This is a genomic window from Variovorax sp. GW460-12-1-14-LB1, assembly GCF_059423605.1.
This window is the reverse complement of the sequence record NZ_JBWKYF010000040.1, coordinates 25,972-39,470: the sequence shown is the minus strand read 5'-3', so window position 1 is coordinate 39,470 and position 13,499 is coordinate 25,972. Positions and strand designations below refer to the sequence as shown.

Annotated in this window: 16 protein-coding genes; 12 read left to right on the top strand and 4 right to left on the bottom strand. The window is 68.9% G+C overall.

Features of this window, described 5'->3' with window-relative positions; all coding sequences use genetic code 11:
- Positions 1 to 70: 70 nt before the first annotated feature.
- Positions 71 to 556: a hypothetical protein gene (locus AC07Y4_RS20025; protein ID WP_062479399.1), complete on the bottom strand. Its 486-nt coding sequence runs from the start codon at positions 554 to 556 to the stop codon at positions 71 to 73.
- A gap of 130 nt (positions 557 to 686) precedes the next feature.
- Complete coding sequence (locus tag AC07Y4_RS20020; RefSeq protein WP_495274944.1) at positions 687 to 1,547, bottom strand: TatD family hydrolase; 861 nt, start codon at positions 1,545 to 1,547, stop codon at positions 687 to 689.
- A gap of 89 nt (positions 1,548 to 1,636) precedes the next feature.
- On the opposite strand from AC07Y4_RS20020, the gene AC07Y4_RS20015 reads away from it, so the two are divergent.
- From AC07Y4_RS20015 to AC07Y4_RS20000, 4 genes are read left to right on the top strand one after another with little or no spacing between them, the layout of a single operon-like run.
- The gene (locus AC07Y4_RS20015) at positions 1,637 to 2,635 is read left to right on the top strand and encodes a S1C family serine protease (RefSeq protein WP_495274943.1); all 999 of its coding nucleotides are present in this window, start codon (positions 1,637 to 1,639) and stop codon (positions 2,633 to 2,635) included.
- A 20-nt stretch (positions 2,636 to 2,655) separates the two neighbouring features.
- Positions 2,656 to 3,681, top strand: a complete 1,026-nt coding sequence (locus tag AC07Y4_RS20010; protein WP_095949404.1) for an AAA family ATPase — start codon at positions 2,656 to 2,658, stop codon at positions 3,679 to 3,681.
- Positions 3,662 to 4,657: a DUF58 domain-containing protein gene (locus AC07Y4_RS20005; protein WP_159278217.1), complete on the top strand. Its 996-nt coding sequence runs from the start codon at positions 3,662 to 3,664 to the stop codon at positions 4,655 to 4,657. The genes AC07Y4_RS20010 and AC07Y4_RS20005 overlap by 20 nt, the downstream gene beginning before the upstream one ends.
- Positions 4,654 to 5,691, top strand: a complete 1,038-nt coding sequence (locus AC07Y4_RS20000) for a VWA domain-containing protein (RefSeq protein WP_062478619.1) — start codon at positions 4,654 to 4,656, stop codon at positions 5,689 to 5,691. Before AC07Y4_RS20005 ends, AC07Y4_RS20000 begins: the two co-directional genes overlap by 4 nt.
- On the opposite strand, the gene AC07Y4_RS19995 is transcribed toward AC07Y4_RS20000, so the two are convergent.
- Together AC07Y4_RS19995 and AC07Y4_RS19990 are read right to left on the bottom strand one after the other, a co-directional pair.
- A complete protein-coding gene (locus AC07Y4_RS19995; protein ID WP_095743882.1) occupies positions 5,675 to 6,310 on the bottom strand; it encodes a TetR/AcrR family transcriptional regulator in 636 nt (211 codons plus the stop codon). The genes AC07Y4_RS20000 and AC07Y4_RS19995 overlap by 17 nt on opposite strands.
- Before the next feature lie 71 nt (positions 6,311 to 6,381).
- Positions 6,382 to 6,984 (bottom strand): phenylacetic acid degradation protein PaaY, encoded by a 603-nt coding sequence (locus tag AC07Y4_RS19990; RefSeq protein WP_159278218.1) that lies wholly within the window; start codon positions 6,982 to 6,984, stop codon positions 6,382 to 6,384.
- 149 nt (positions 6,985 to 7,133) lie between these two features.
- On the opposite strand from AC07Y4_RS19990, the gene AC07Y4_RS19985 reads away from it, so the two are divergent.
- The 8 genes from AC07Y4_RS19985 to paaE are packed head-to-tail and all read left to right on the top strand — an operon-like array spanning position 7,134 to position 13,474.
- Positions 7,134 to 7,937, top strand: a complete 804-nt coding sequence (locus AC07Y4_RS19985; protein WP_495274942.1) for an enoyl-CoA hydratase-related protein — start codon at positions 7,134 to 7,136, stop codon at positions 7,935 to 7,937.
- A 1-nt stretch (position 7,938) separates the two neighbouring features.
- Positions 7,939 to 8,385, top strand: a complete 447-nt coding sequence (gene paaI, locus AC07Y4_RS19980) for a hydroxyphenylacetyl-CoA thioesterase PaaI (RefSeq protein ID WP_062478628.1) — start codon at positions 7,939 to 7,941, stop codon at positions 8,383 to 8,385.
- A gap of 14 nt (positions 8,386 to 8,399) precedes the next feature.
- Positions 8,400 to 9,710, top strand: coding sequence for a phenylacetate--CoA ligase PaaK (gene paaK, locus AC07Y4_RS19975; protein ID WP_495274941.1), 1,311 nt, complete (start codon positions 8,400 to 8,402; stop codon positions 9,708 to 9,710).
- A gap of 41 nt (positions 9,711 to 9,751) precedes the next feature.
- Positions 9,752 to 10,762, top strand: a complete 1,011-nt coding sequence (gene paaA / locus AC07Y4_RS19970) for a 1,2-phenylacetyl-CoA epoxidase subunit PaaA (protein WP_487847867.1) — start codon at positions 9,752 to 9,754, stop codon at positions 10,760 to 10,762.
- A complete protein-coding gene (paaB, locus tag AC07Y4_RS19965) occupies positions 10,759 to 11,055 on the top strand; it encodes a 1,2-phenylacetyl-CoA epoxidase subunit PaaB (protein ID WP_159275003.1) in 297 nt (98 codons plus the stop codon). The genes paaA and paaB overlap by 4 nt, the downstream gene beginning before the upstream one ends.
- Before the next feature lie 17 nt (positions 11,056 to 11,072).
- Positions 11,073 to 11,852 carry a 1,2-phenylacetyl-CoA epoxidase subunit PaaC gene (gene paaC / locus AC07Y4_RS19960; RefSeq protein WP_095949436.1) on the top strand — a complete coding sequence of 260 codons (780 nt, stop codon included), beginning with the start codon at positions 11,073 to 11,075 and terminating at the stop codon, positions 11,850 to 11,852.
- A complete protein-coding gene (gene paaD, locus AC07Y4_RS19955) occupies positions 11,846 to 12,376 on the top strand; it encodes a 1,2-phenylacetyl-CoA epoxidase subunit PaaD (RefSeq protein WP_487847868.1) in 531 nt (176 codons plus the stop codon). The genes paaC and paaD overlap by 7 nt, the downstream gene beginning before the upstream one ends.
- Positions 12,377 to 12,388: 12 nt before the next feature.
- Positions 12,389 to 13,474: a 1,2-phenylacetyl-CoA epoxidase subunit PaaE gene (paaE, locus tag AC07Y4_RS19950; RefSeq protein ID WP_062478643.1), complete on the top strand. Its 1,086-nt coding sequence runs from the start codon at positions 12,389 to 12,391 to the stop codon at positions 13,472 to 13,474.
- The last annotated feature ends 25 nt before the right edge of the window (positions 13,475 to 13,499 follow it).

Here is a 13,499-nt window from a genome sequence, read left to right as displayed (position 1 = left end):
AACGCCCATGAAAAAACCCGCCGAAGCGGGTTCTTTCGTCAAGCACGGGCCGAAGCCCGGTGCATGGAAGTTATGGCTTCTTGGCCGCTTCGTTCTCGGCCGTGCCCGGCACCTTCTCGCCGATCGCCTTGCCGGCGCTGCGCATGCCGTCGGCCGTCTTGTGGCCGGCCGTTTCCACTGCGTCGCCGGTCTTCACGGCTGCCTTCTTGGTGGCGGTGGTGGCCTTCTTGGTGGTGTTCTTGGTCGCGTTCCAGGCCTTCTTGGTGCCGCGCTCGGTGGCGTTGGCTGCCTTCTTGGTGCCGCTCTTGGTGGCATCCCAGGCCTTCTCGGCGCCGCTTTCGGTGGCGTTCACGGCCTTCTTGGTCGTGCTCTTGGTGGCGTCCCAGGCCTTTTCGGTGCCGCGTGCGGTCGCATCGACGGCGTCCTTGCCGGCTTCCTTCACCTTCTCGGTGGTCGTGGGCTCGGCCGCGGTGGTCTGCGCGATGGCCGACACACCGATGGAGGCCAGCGCCAGTGCGAGCGCGACGGGCAGGGTACGAACAAAAGATGTGGTCATGAAAGACTCCTTTTTTGAGTGAAGTGCGGAGTGACGACAGTGCCACTGGACAACCAACGTCACTTCGAACTTCAAGGATGACAGCAAAAAGGGCCCGATGACCTGCGCTGGCGCAACTCGGGAACTTGGCCTACGCGGCGGGCGGACACCCCTCCGACACAGCCAGCAGACTTTGGAGCTTCGGCAGGGCTGCCACCGCATTGCGCGTGGTGTTTTCGGCCAGCGACGCGATGTCGATGCCCCGCAGCTGCGCGACCACTTCGGCGATGCGCGGCAGCTCGCCGGGCTCGTTGCGGCCCTGCGCCTGGCCCGCGTCGCGTTGCGCCTGCGTGCGGTACAGCCAGTGCGGCTGGATGTCGGGCGCGTCGGTTTCCATCACCAATGCGTCCATCGGCAGGGTGGCCGCGAGGCGGCGCAGCTGCAGCGCGCGCTCGAAGGTCACGGCGCCGCCGAAGCCCAGCTTCAGGCCGATCTCGATGCAGGCCTGCGCCTGCTGCTCGCTGCCGTTGAACGCGTGGGCGATGCCGTGCCACGGCCGCCCTCCCGCGGTCTGGCGCAGATGCTTGAGCACCTTGTCGACCGAGCGCCGCACATGGATGAGCACCGGCAGCCCGTGCTTGCGCGCCAGTTGCAACTGAGTGTGAAAGAAGCGTTCCTGTCTATCGGCGTCCAGGCCTTCGACGAAGTAGTCGAGCCCGATCTCGCCGACCGCCACCAGGCGCGGGTCGTCGCGGCGCGCATGCAGTTCGGCATCGAGCGTCTGCAGGTCGGCATCGCTCGCCTGCCCCGTGCACAGCGGGTGGATGCCCAGCGCGTAGGCGTCGCCCTGCGCGTGCGCCAGCTCGCGCACGGTGGCGAAGTTGAAGGCCGCCACCGCCGGAATGACGCACAGCACCACGCCCTGCGCCGCCGCGCGGGCGCGGATGACGGGCATCTCGGCACCGAATTCGGGCGCATCGAGGTGACAGTGGGTATCGACAAACGCAGCCATCGCGCGATGATGCCCGAAGGGATGCACAGGCGCGGAAAGCGTGCTACTGTGAACTCCTTCACGCGTCCTTTTTTGCCGGAGGTGCTCCGATGCGCAGGCCCGCTTTCTACAGCCGCTCGCCCCGCACGCTGCCGCCGGCCGCAGCACCGGCGGCCGGGTCGCCGGCGGATGCCGCGGCTGTGGCCGAGGCCGACGCCGTGCAAGCCCCACCCCCTCGCGCACGCTGGCAGCCCGGGCGCCGCGCCTTCGCACTGCTCACCGTCGGCTGCATCGCCATCGCCGCCGGCGGCGCCTTCTGGGCACCGCGCCCGGGCGCCAAGGCGCTCACGCAGAAAGACATCGACGCCGCCGTGCTGCGCACGCTGCAGACGGCCACCCTGCCCTCGCCCGCGGCCAAGGCCGCCGACATCGTGCGGCCCTCGGTGGTGCGCGTGGTCGGCTACGGCCCCGAGAAGGCCACGCCCGAAGCCAAGACCCAGAAGCGCGGCCGCAACATGGCCAAGGGCAAGCCGCCCGAGGCGCCCGCCGACGGCGGCACGCCGGGCGAGGTCGAGCGCGGCGTGGGCACGGGCGTGGTGATCGTCGACAAGGGCGTGATCCTCACCAACCTGCACGTGGTCGCCGGCGCCGAGAAGATCAAGGTCACCTTCGCCGACGGCCTGGAGGCCATCGCCGTCATCACCGGCGTGCAGCCCGAGAACGACCTGGCCGTGCTGCAGGCGCAGAAGATCCCCGACGACCTGATCCCCGCCGTGATGCGCTCCACCGCCGACCTGCGCTCCGGCGACCAGGTGGCGGCCGTTGGCTTTCCGTTCGGCATCGGGCCGTCGGTGTCGGCCGGCGTGGTGTCGGGCCTGAAGCGCTCCTTCCGTTCGCCCGAGGGCAAGCAGGAGCTGGGTAACCTGATCCAGTTCGACGCCGCCGCCAACCCCGGCAATTCGGGCGGCCCGCTCATCAACATGGACGGCGAGGTGCTGGGCATCGTCACCGCCATCCTCAACCCGACGCAGCAGCGCACCTTCATCGGCATCGGCTTCGCGGTGCCGATCGAGAACGCCGCCTCGGCGGCCGGCTCGCCGCCTTTCTGATTTCTTCGAAAGCCCTTCGCATGAGCACAGAAAACCCGACCTCGTCGACCTTTGCAACAGCCCCCGCCACCGCCGAGCTGATGGAGCAGATCCTCTACGAGGTGAAGCGCGTGGTCGTGGGGCAGGACCGCTTTCTCGAGCGCGTGATGGTCGCGATGCTCGCGGGCGGCCACCTGCTGGTCGAAGGCGTGCCGGGGCTGGCCAAGACGCTCACCATCAAGACGCTGGCCGACACCGTGCGCGGCCAGTTCAAGCGCATCCAGTTCACGCCCGACCTGGTGCCGGCCGACCTGGTGGGCACGCGCATCTACAACCAGAAGACGGGCGAGTTCAGCACCTCGCTGGGGCCGGTGTTCGCCAACCTGCTCCTAGCCGACGAAATCAACCGCGCGCCGGCCAAGGTGCAAAGCGCGCTGCTCGAGGTGATGCAGGAGCGCCAGGTCACCATCGCCGGCGAGACGCACAAGGTGCCGCGCCCCTTTCTCGTGATGGCCACGCAGAACCCCATCGAGACCGAGGGCACCTACCCGCTGCCCGAAGCGCAGGTCGACCGCTTCATGATGAAGGTGATGGTCGACTACCCGAGCGACGAGGAAGAGTTCGTGATCGTGCAGCGCGTGATCGGCCCGGTGGTCACGGCCACGCCGGTCGCCACCACCGAACAGCTGGCCGAGCTGCAGGCCGAGGCGCGGCGCGTGTACGTCGACCCCTCGCTGATCCAGTACGCCGTCAAACTCGTGTCGGCCACGCGCACGCCCGAGAAGCATGGCCTGAAGGACCTGCGCCGCTTCATCACCTTCGGCGCCAGCCCGCGTGCCAGCATCAGCCTCACCGAAGGCGCGCGCGCCCTGGCGCTGCTGCGCGGTCGCAGCTACGCGCTGCCCGAAGACATGAGCGCGCTGGTGCCCGACGTGCTGCGCCACCGCGTGACGCTGTCCTACGAAGGCCTGTCCGAAGGGCTCACGCCCGACGGGCTGATCGAGAAGATCATGAAGGCCGTCCCCGCTCCTCCCAAGCCCCTCGAACATGAAAAGCTGGTGGCGTAAGGCCCCCGAGGCCGCGAACGACGACCGGCTCGCGATCGAAGCCGGCGGGGCCGAACGCGCGCTGCGCCGGCTCGAATGGACCGTGATCCGCCGCCTCGACGGCCTGCTGCAGGGCGACTACCGCACGCTGATGCGCGGCACCGGCCTGGACCTGGCCGACCTGCGCGAGTACCAGCACCATGACGACGTGCGCCACATCGACTGGAACGTCACCGCGCGGCTGCAGACGCCGCACGTGCGCGTGTTCACCGAAGACCGAGAGATGGCCGCATGGTTCGTGCTCGACCTGAGCCGCTCGGTCGATTTCGGCTCCGGCCTGAAGGCCAAGCGCGAGATCTCGGCCGGCTTCGTCGGCGTGCTCGCGCGGCTGCTCACGCGGCACGGCAACCGGGTCGGCGCGCTGGTCTACGGCCGCGACCTCGAGGCCGTGATCCCGCCGCGCACCGGCCGCCGCCATGTGCTGCACCTGCTGCACGCGATGGAAAAGCGCGCGAACCAGGCCGAGGCCGCGCCCGCGCAGAAGGGCATGACGCGCCTGGCCGACCTGCTGACCTCCGCCGCCGCGCTCATGCCGCGCCGCTCCACCGTGTTCGTGGTGTCCGACTTTCTCAGCGAGCCCGGCTGGGAGCGCCCGCTGGGCCAGCTGGTGCAGCGGCATGAAGTGATTGCCGTGCGCCTGTTCGATCCGCTCGAGCTCGAGCTGCCCGACCTCGGCCTGGTGCCGCTGCGCGACGCCGAGACCGGCGAGCAGCTGTGGGTCGACACCCATGACGCGGGGTTCCGCAAACGCTTCGCGCGGCTGGCCGCCGAACGCGAGACCACCCTGCGCGAGTCGCTGGCCCGGGCCGGCGTCGACGCCCTCGAACTCTCGACCAACGACGATCTGGTCGAAGCCATCGTGCGATTCGCGGACCTGCGCAAGCGCCGGGTCCGCGGCGTCGCAGCGGGTGGCGGGAAGGCGGTGGTGGCGGCATGACATTCCTCTGGCCTCAATTCCTCTGGCTGCTGGCGGCCTTGCCGCTGCTGGTGCTCCTGTATGTCTGGCTGATCCGCCGCAAGAAGAAGATGGCGGTGCGCTACGCCAGCCTGTCGATCGTGCGCGAGGCCATGGGCCCGGGCCAGAGCCTGCGGCGGCACATCCCGCCGCTGCTGTTCCTGGTGGCCATCACCGCGATGCTCGTGGCGGCGGCGCGGCCGATGGCGGTGGTGGTGCTGCCGTCGAACCAGCAGACCATCATCCTGGCGATGGACGTGTCGGGCAGCATGCGTGCGGCCGACGTGCAGCCCAACCGGCTGGTGGCCGCGCAGGAGGCGGCCAAGAGCTTCATCAAGGACCTGCCGCGCCACGTGAAGGTGGGCATCGTCGCCTTCGCGGGCAGCGCGCAGGTGGCGCAGCTTCCCACCACCAACCACGACGACCTCGTGACGGCCATCGACAGCTTCCAGTTGCAGCGCGCCACGGCCACGGGCAACGCCATCGTGGTGTCGCTGGCCACGCTGTTCCCCGACGCGGGCATCGACATCTCGCAGTTCAGCGCGCCCAGCCGCCAGCGCGGCATCCCGATCGACCAGAACGAGAAGCAGCTCAAGGAGTTCACGCCCGTGGCGCCCGGCTCGTTCACCTCGGCCGCGATCATCATGCTGACCGATGGCCAGCGCACCACCGGCGTCGACCCGCTGGACGCCGCCAAGGCCGCGGCCGACCGCGGCGTGCGCATCTACACGGTGGGCGTGGGCACGGTCGACGGCGAGACCATCGGCTTCGAAGGCTGGTCGATGCGCGTGCGCTTGGACGAAGAAACGCTCAAGGCCATCGCCAACAAGACCAGCGCCGAGTACTTCTACGCCGGCACCGCGAGCGACCTGAAGAAGGTCTACGAGACGCTGAGCTCCAAGCTCACCGTCGAGAAGAAGGAAACCGAGATCTCCGCGCTGTTCGCGCTGGGCGCGGCGGTGCTCACGCTGCTGTCGGCGGGGCTGTCGCTGCTCTGGTTCAACCGGATTCTTTAGCGCTGTTTTCTGCCACGGCGGGCGGCAGCTTCACCGCCCCCACGCCGCCCAGGAACAAGTCGGCCACGATCGGCGCGATGGCCGCGTGGTCGAGCCGGCCGCCGGGCTTCATCCAGGTGAACATCCAGTTGATCATGCCGAACAGCAGCATGGTCAGCGGCTTGGCGAGCTCGTCGCTCGGTGCGCCGGGGCGCAGCGCCGACACGGCGCGCGCAAAGCCGGCGACCACGGCGCGCTCCTGGTCGAGCACGCGCTCGCGGTCTTCGTCCTCGAGAAAGCGCACGTCGTCGGTCAACACGCGGTGCGCGTCCTGCGCGCCGGCGTACTCCTCGACGATGCGGTAGATGAAGCGGCGCAGGCGCTCCTCGTCGGTGGACGGCTGGGCCTCTTCCTCGGCCACCAGCGCCGCCAGCTTCGAGACGTGCGTCTCGGCGATGCTGATGAGCAGGCTGCTCTTGTCCTTGTAGTAGTGGTAGAGCGTGGCCTTCGACAGGTTGCAGGCCTCGGCGACCTGGTTCATCGAGGTCGCGGGGTAGCCGCGGCGGGCGAACAGCTGGGCGGCCTGCGCGAGGATCAGTTCGCGCTGGTCGTCGTAGGTGGCGGATCTTCCACGCGGCATCGGGTCTTCTTCCTGGGTTGTCTGTCGGTTGCTGGCGTGCAGCAGGCTCGATCTTGCATGAAGCCGCAGGGCTAGCCGCGGCGGGTGGCGATCAGGGATTTCACGTCGGTGGCGGGCAGGCGCGGCCTGTCTTTTTCCACCTCGGCGAGCGGCGCCACCTCGTGCAGGCTGGCCAGACTGCGCACCGTCAGCGCCTGGTAGGTCTGCGTGCCTTCGAGCTTCCAGGCGATCTCTTCGTCGCTGAGCTCGCGCCGCACCTTGGCCGGGATGCCCGCCGCGAGCGAGCGCGCGGGCACCTTCATGCCGGCGGGCACGAAGGCGCAGGCCGCGACGATGGCTTTCTCGCCCACCTCGGCCTCGTCCATCACCACCGCGTTCATGCCCACCAGCGCATCGCGCCGCACGATGCAGCTGTGCAGGATCGCGCCGTGGCCGATGTGGCCGTTGACCTCCACCACAGTGTCGTTGTCGGGAAAGCCGTGGATGCAGCAGTGGTCCTGCACGTTGGAGCCCTCCTGCAGCACGATGCGGCCGAAGTCGCCGCGCAGGCTGGCGCAGGGGCCGACGTAGCAGTGCGGGCCGACGATCACGTCGCCGATCAGCACGGCCGTGGGATGCACGTAGGCGCTCGGGTCGACGACAGGAATCACGCCGTCGATGGAATAGCTGGGCATTCGGTCTCCTTGTTTTCTGCAGGCCTCAGGGTTTGCCCTGAATGCACCCCGCTTGTGCCGGAATCGAGGTCGATCCTAAAATCAACCGAACGGTCGGTCAATAGTGTTTACGCACCGAGCCGTCCCCACAAAGGATGAAAGAGACACGCATGACCGAGCCTTTGGTACTCATCAGCGACAGCGGCGCCGTCCGCACGCTGAGCCTGAACCGCCCCGCGGCGCTCAACAGCTTCACGACCGGGCTGCACGCCGAGCTGCTGGCCGCGCTGGAAGCCGCGGCCGCCGACAGCAGCGTGCGCTGCGTGGTGCTCACCGGTGCCGGCCGCGCCTTCTGCGCGGGGCAGGACCTGGCCGACCCATCGGTCGCGCCCGACCCCACGCCGGGCGCCGCGCCCAAGGACTTGGGCCACGTCATCTCCACTTACTACGGCCCGCTGGTCGCACGCCTGCGCTCGATGCCGGTGCCGGTGGTTGCCGCCGTCAACGGCGTGGCCGCTGGTGCGGGCGCCAACCTCGCGCTGTGCTGCGACCTCGTCGTGGCCGGCCGCTCGGCCAGCTTTATCCAGGCCTTCACCAAAATCGGCCTCGTGCCCGACACCGGCGGCACCTGGCTGCTGCCGCGCCTCGTGGGCCCGGCGCGCGCGCTGGGCATCGCGATGCTGGGCGACAAGCTGCCCGCCGAGGAAGCCGCGCGCATCGGCCTGATCTGGCAGTGCGTGGACGACGCGGCCCTGGCCGACACCGCCGCCGCGCTGGCGGCGCGCCTGGCCGGCATGCCCACGCGCGCACTCGTCGCCATCCGCGAAGCGATGGCCGCCGCGCAAAACCTCGACCTGGGCGCGGCACTTGCCGAAGAAGCGCGCATCCAACGCGAGATGGGCAACGCCGACGACTACCGCGAAGGTGTCGAGGCTTTCCGCGCCAAGCGCGCCCCGGTGTTCAAGGACCGCTGAGATGACCGACGCTTCCCGCACCCCGCAACAGACCGCCGAGTACGTGCGCGACGGCATGTTCGCGAACGACAACGCCAGCAAGGGCCTGGGCATGCGCATCGTGGAGGTCGGCCCCGGCCAGGCCACGCTCGAGATGCGCGTGCGCCCCGACATGCTCAACGGCCACGCCATCTGCCACGGCGGCTTCATGGCCACGCTGGCCGACTCCACCTTCGCCTTCGCCTGCAACTCGTACAACGAGCTGACCGTGGCCTCGGGCTTCGCCATCGACTTCCTCGCGCCGGCGCGCGAGGGCGACGTGCTCACCGCGCGCTGCTTCGAAGTCTCCAAGGCCGGGCGCACCGGCGTGTACGACACCGAAATCACCAACCAGCGCGGCGAGCGCATCGCGATGTTCCGCGGACGCTCGTACACCGCCAAGGGCCGGCCGGCCGTCCCGGCCGCTTGAGGAGACACCCCACCATGACCGTGAAACGCCCCGCCCCCGGCGACCTCGAGCCGATCGAAACCGCCAGCCGCGACGAAATCGCCGCCCTGCAGCTCACGCGCCTGCGCGCCACGCTGCGCAACGCCTACGACCACGTGCCGCACTACCGCCAGGCCTTCGATGCCAAGGGCGTGCACCCCGACGACCTGAAGTCGCTGGCCGACCTGTCGAAATTCCCGTTCACGGTGAAGACCGACCTGCGCGACAACTACCCCTTCGGCATGTTCGCCGTGCCGCGCACGCAGGTGGCGCGCATCCACGCCTCGTCGGGCACCACCGGCAAGCCGACCGTGGTGGGCTACACGAAGAAAGACATCGACACCTGGGCCGACCTCGTTGCGCGCTCGATCCGCGCAGCGGGCGGACGGCCCGGCGACATGATCCACGTCGCCTACGGCTACGGCCTCTTCACCGGCGGCCTGGGCGCGCACTACGGCGCCGAGCGCGCCGGCTGTACCGTCATCCCGATGTCGGGCGGCCAGACCGAGAAGCAGGTCCAGCTGATTCAGGACTTCAAGCCCGACATCATCATGGTCACGCCCAGCTACATGCAGGTGATCATCGAGCAGTTCGAGCGCCAGGGCCTCGATGCCAAAGACAGCTCGCTCAAGGTCGGCATCTTCGGCGCCGAGCCGTGGACCGAGGCCATGCGCCGCGACATCGAGACCCGCGCCGGCATCGACGCCGTCGACATCTACGGCCTGAGTGAAGTGATGGGCCCGGGCGTGGCCAGCGAATGCGTCGAGAGCAAGGACGGCCCGGTGATCTGGGAAGACCACTTCTACCCCGAGATCATCGACCCCGAAACCGGTGAGCTGAAGGCCGACGGCGAAGAAGGCGAACTGGTCTTCACCTCGCTGAGCAAGGAAGCGATGCCCATCGTGCGCTACCGCACGCGCGACCTCACGCGCCTGCTGCCGCCCACCTCGCGGTCGTTCCGCCGCATGGGCAAGATCGTCGGGCGCAGCGACGACATGATGATCATCCGCGGCGTGAACGTCTTCCCCACGCAGGTGGAAGAGATCGTGCTCGCGCACAGCGCCCTCACCGGCCTGTACCAGGTGCGCGTGAGCCGTGAAGGCCTGCTCGACCAGGTCGAGGTGCACTGCGAACTCACGCCGCACGAAGCCGCCGCGGCCGACCGCAACGCGATTTCCGAGTGGGTGCAGCACCGCGTGAAGACGCTCATCGGCATCTCCACCCGCGTGGTCGTGCACGGCCCCGACGAAATGGAACGCACGCAGACCGGCAAGGCCCGGCGCGTCGTCGACACGCGCCCGCGCTGAGCGCCCGCGCGCCCCACACACCGCACCGAAAGGACACGCACATGTACACCCAGGCCATGGACACGATGGGCAAGGACGCAGGCGACGGCAAGCAAAAGGCCGTGCGCTCCGCCGACGAGATGCGTCTCGAGGAACGCTTCGACGCGCGCATCGACGCCGGCGACTTCATCGAGGCGAAAGACTGGATGCCCGAGCACTACCGCAAGACGCTGGTGCGCCAGATCAGCCAGCACGCGCACTCCGAAATCGTCGGCATGCTGCCCGAGGGCAACTGGATCAGCCGCGCGCCCACGCTCAAGCGCAAGGCCATCCTGCTGGCCAAGGTGCAGGACGAAGGCGGCCACGGCCTGTACCTGTACGCCGCCGCCGAAACACTGGGCACCTCGCGCGACCAGATGTTCGACGCGCTGCACACAGGCAAGGCCAAGTACAGCTCGATCTTCAACTACCCCACGCTCAGCTGGGCCGACATGGGCACCATCGGCTGGCTGGTCGACGGCGCGGCCATCATGAACCAGGTGCCGATCTGCCGCTGCTCGTACGCACCGTATGCGCGCGCCATGATCCGCATCTGCCGCGAAGAGAGCTTTCACCAGCGCCAAGGCTACGAGTCGCTGCTGACCATGATGACCCACGGCACCGACGCGCAAAAGGCGATGGTGCAGGACGCGGTCAACCGCTGGTGGTGGCCCTCGATCATGATGTTCGGACCGCCCGACGATCAGTCGCCCAACTCGGCGCAGTCGATGCGCTGGGGCATCAAGCGCTTCAGCAACGACGAGCTGCGCCAGAAGTTCATCGACGCCACCGTCGAGCAGGCCGCGATCCTCGGCGTGACCCTGCCCGACCCTGACCTCAAGTGGAACGAAGAGCGCCAGTCGCACGACTTCGGCGTCATCGACTGGAGCGAATTCTGGCGCGTGATCGCCGGTGACGGCCCCTGCAACCGGGAACGCCTGCAGGCCCGCGTCGACGCCTGGGACGACGGCGCCTGGGTGCGCGAAGCCGCGATGGCCCACGCCAACAAACAACCTCTGAAGGAAGCAGCATGAGCACCGAAATGAAGCAAGAGTGGCCCCTGTGGGAAGTGTTCGTGCGCAGCAAAGCCGGCCTCGACCACAAGCACTGCGGCAGCCTGCACGCGGCCGACCCCAAGATGGCGATCCAGATGGCGCGCGACGTCTACACGCGCCGCCAGGAAGGCAGCAGCATCTGGGTGGTGCGCTCCGACCAGATCGTGGCCAGCGACCCGGGCGACAAGGACATGTTCTTCGACCCGGCCGAAGACAAGGTGTACCGCCACCCCACCTTCTACGCGCTGCCCAAGTCCGTGGACCACATGTGAGCCAGGAACGGCACGCCATGCAAGCCTCGATCGAACTAAACCGCACGCCCGCCGTGCACTACCTGCTGCGCATCGGCGACACCTGCCTGGTGCTCGCGCAGCGCCTGGGCGAATGGTGCGGCCACGCACCGGTGCTCGAAGAAGACATCGCGATGGCCAACATCGCGCTCGACCTCGTCGGCCAGGCCCGCGCGGTGCTCACGCACGCCGGCCAGCTCGAAGGCGCCGGCCGCGCGCACGACGAAGACCAGCTCGCCTACCTGCGCGACGAGCGCGACTACTTCAACCTCACGCTGGTCGAGCTGCCGCGCGGCGACTTCGCCTTTGCCGTGCTGCGCAACACCATGGTCGCCACGCTGCTCAAGCTGCTGTGGCAACGCCTGGCCGCATCGAGCGACGCCGAGGTGGCCGCCATCGCCGGCAAGGCGCTGAAGGAAGCGCGCTACCACCAGCAGCACTCGGCCGACTGGGTCGTGCGCCTGGGCGACGGGACCGACGAGTCGCGCCGCCGCACCGAGAAGGCGCTCAAGCAGCTGTGGCTCTACGTGCCCGAGCTGTTCGACAGCGACGACGTCGATGCGCAGGCCAGCGCCAGCGGCCTCGGCCCGGCATGGAGCGAACTGCGCGAGCCGTGGCTGGCCGAGATGCAGCAGGTGCTCGACGCCGCCGGCTTGGCCATGCCGAAGGAAGCCGCCTTCCGCAGCACCGGCAAGCACGGCGTGCACAGCGAGCACATGGGCTACATCCTGGCCGAGATGCAGCACCTGCAGCGCAGCTTCCCTGGAGGCGTGTGGTGACGAACGCCCTGGCGTCGCGTGTCGATGCGGCGTGGGCCGTGCTGCACACCGTGCCCGACCCCGAGGTGCCGGCCGTGTCGGTCTGCGACCTGGGCATCGTGCGCGAGGTGATCGAACACGACGACGGCCTCGAGATCGTGCTCACGCCAACGTACTCCGGCTGCCCCGCGACGGAAGCCATCGAGCACGACGTGCTGGCCGCCATCGAGAACGCGGGCCTGGGCCGCGCGCGCGCCACGCTGCGCCGCGCACCCGCCTGGACCAGCGACTGGATCAGCGACGAAGGCCGCGACAAGCTCAAGGCCTACGGCATCGCGCCGCCCGCGCACCTAACGCCCGAGCAGGCCTCCAACACCGCCATGCCGATCAAGCTCTTCGGCCGCATGGCCGGCGAGCGCATCGCCTGCCCGCGCTGCGCCAGCGAGCGCACCGAGCGCCTCTCGGCCTTCGGCTCCACCGCCTGCAAGGCCCTGTACCGCTGCATGGCCTGCCGCGAACCCTTCGAACATTTCAAGCCTATCTGAGGCACGCCCACGATGAGCACCCTCTTCCACCCCCTGCGCGTGAAGGCCATCGAGCCCGACACGCACGAGGCCGTCATCGTCTCGTTCGAGGTGCCGCCGGCGCTGCGCGAAGTCTTCGGCTTCACGCAGGGCCAGTACCTCACGCTGCGCCATGACATCGACGGCCAGGACCTGCGCCGTTCCTATTCGATCTGCGCCGGCCTCGACGACGGCGAGCTGCGCGTCGGCGTGCGCAAGGTGCGCGGCGGCGTGTTCTCCAACTGGATCAACGCCCACCTGCAACCCGGCGACAGCCTGCAGGTGATGGCACCGCAAGGCCGCTTCTTCGTGCCCATCGAGCCCGAGGCCGCGCGCCACCACGTGGGCATCGCCGGCGGCAGCGGCATCACGCCGATCCTGTCGATCATGAAGACCGTGCTGGCGCGCGAGCCCAAGAGCCGCTTCACGCTGATCTACGGCAACCGCCAGCTGCAGTCCACGATGTTCAAGGAAGAGATCGAGGACCTGAAGAACCGCTACATGACGCGGCTCGTGCTGCAGCACGTGTTCTCCGACGAGCACACCGATTCGCCACTGGGCTTCGGCGTGATGAACCGCGAGAAGATCGGCGAGTTCCTGGCCTCGGTCGTGCCCGCCGCGCAGATCGACCACGTGTACGTGTGCGGCCCCTTCCAGATGAACGACGAGGCCGAGGCCGCGCTGCTCGCCGCGGGCGTGCCCGAGGACCGCATCCACATCGAGCGCTTCGGCGTCGCGCTGCCTTCGGCCAGCCAGGTCGGCGCGGTGGTGCACGAGGCGCAGCCGGGCGACGCCAAGCAGGCGCGCGTGACCATCGTGCGCGACGGCCTGCAGCGCGAGATCACCTACACCGAGGGCCAGCCCAGCATCCTCGATGCGGCGTCGGCGGCCGGGCTTGAGGTGCCGTTCTCGTGCACCTCGGGCGTGTGCGGCACCTGCCGCGCGAAGTGCGTGGACGGGGAAGTCCGCATGGAAAGAAACTTCGCGCTCGACAAGAATGAGGTGGCCGCGGGATTCGTGCTGACCTGCCAGGCCCACCCCCTGACCGAACGCGTCACGCTGTCCTTCGACGAGCGTTGAACGCACGGCTTTTCCCTCGGCCTTT

Excerpts from the sequence above, each read along its gene's own strand:
- AC07Y4_RS20010 (WP_095949404.1), top strand. The coding sequence starts at position 2,656 with ATGAGCACAGAAAACCCGACCTCGTCGACCTTTGCAACAGCCCCCGCC.
- AC07Y4_RS20000 (WP_062478619.1), top strand. The coding sequence starts at position 4,654 with ATGACATTCCTCTGGCCTCAATTCCTCTGGCTGCTGGCGGCCTTGCCG.
- AC07Y4_RS20025 (WP_062479399.1), bottom strand. The coding sequence starts at position 556 with ATGACCACATCTTTTGTTCGTACCCTGCCCGTCGCGCTCGCACTGGCG.
- paaC (WP_095949436.1), top strand. The coding sequence starts at position 11,073 with ATGCAAGCCTCGATCGAACTAAACCGCACGCCCGCCGTGCACTACCTG.
- paaA (WP_487847867.1), top strand. The coding sequence starts at position 9,752 with ATGTACACCCAGGCCATGGACACGATGGGCAAGGACGCAGGCGACGGC.
- AC07Y4_RS20015 (WP_495274943.1), top strand. The coding sequence starts at position 1,637 with ATGCGCAGGCCCGCTTTCTACAGCCGCTCGCCCCGCACGCTGCCGCCG.
- AC07Y4_RS20020 (WP_495274944.1), bottom strand. The coding sequence starts at position 1,547 with ATGGCTGCGTTTGTCGATACCCACTGTCACCTCGATGCGCCCGAATTC.
- AC07Y4_RS19985 (WP_495274942.1), top strand. The coding sequence starts at position 7,134 with ATGACCGAGCCTTTGGTACTCATCAGCGACAGCGGCGCCGTCCGCACG.
- paaK (WP_495274941.1), top strand. The coding sequence starts at position 8,400 with ATGACCGTGAAACGCCCCGCCCCCGGCGACCTCGAGCCGATCGAAACC.
- AC07Y4_RS20005 (WP_159278217.1), top strand. The coding sequence starts at position 3,662 with ATGAAAAGCTGGTGGCGTAAGGCCCCCGAGGCCGCGAACGACGACCGG.
- paaE (WP_062478643.1), top strand. The coding sequence starts at position 12,389 with ATGAGCACCCTCTTCCACCCCCTGCGCGTGAAGGCCATCGAGCCCGAC.
- paaI (WP_062478628.1), top strand. The coding sequence starts at position 7,939 with ATGACCGACGCTTCCCGCACCCCGCAACAGACCGCCGAGTACGTGCGC.
- AC07Y4_RS19990 (WP_159278218.1), bottom strand. The coding sequence starts at position 6,984 with ATGCCCAGCTATTCCATCGACGGCGTGATTCCTGTCGTCGACCCGAGC.
- paaB (WP_159275003.1), top strand. The coding sequence starts at position 10,759 with ATGAGCACCGAAATGAAGCAAGAGTGGCCCCTGTGGGAAGTGTTCGTG.
- AC07Y4_RS19995 (WP_095743882.1), bottom strand. The coding sequence starts at position 6,310 with ATGCCGCGTGGAAGATCCGCCACCTACGACGACCAGCGCGAACTGATC.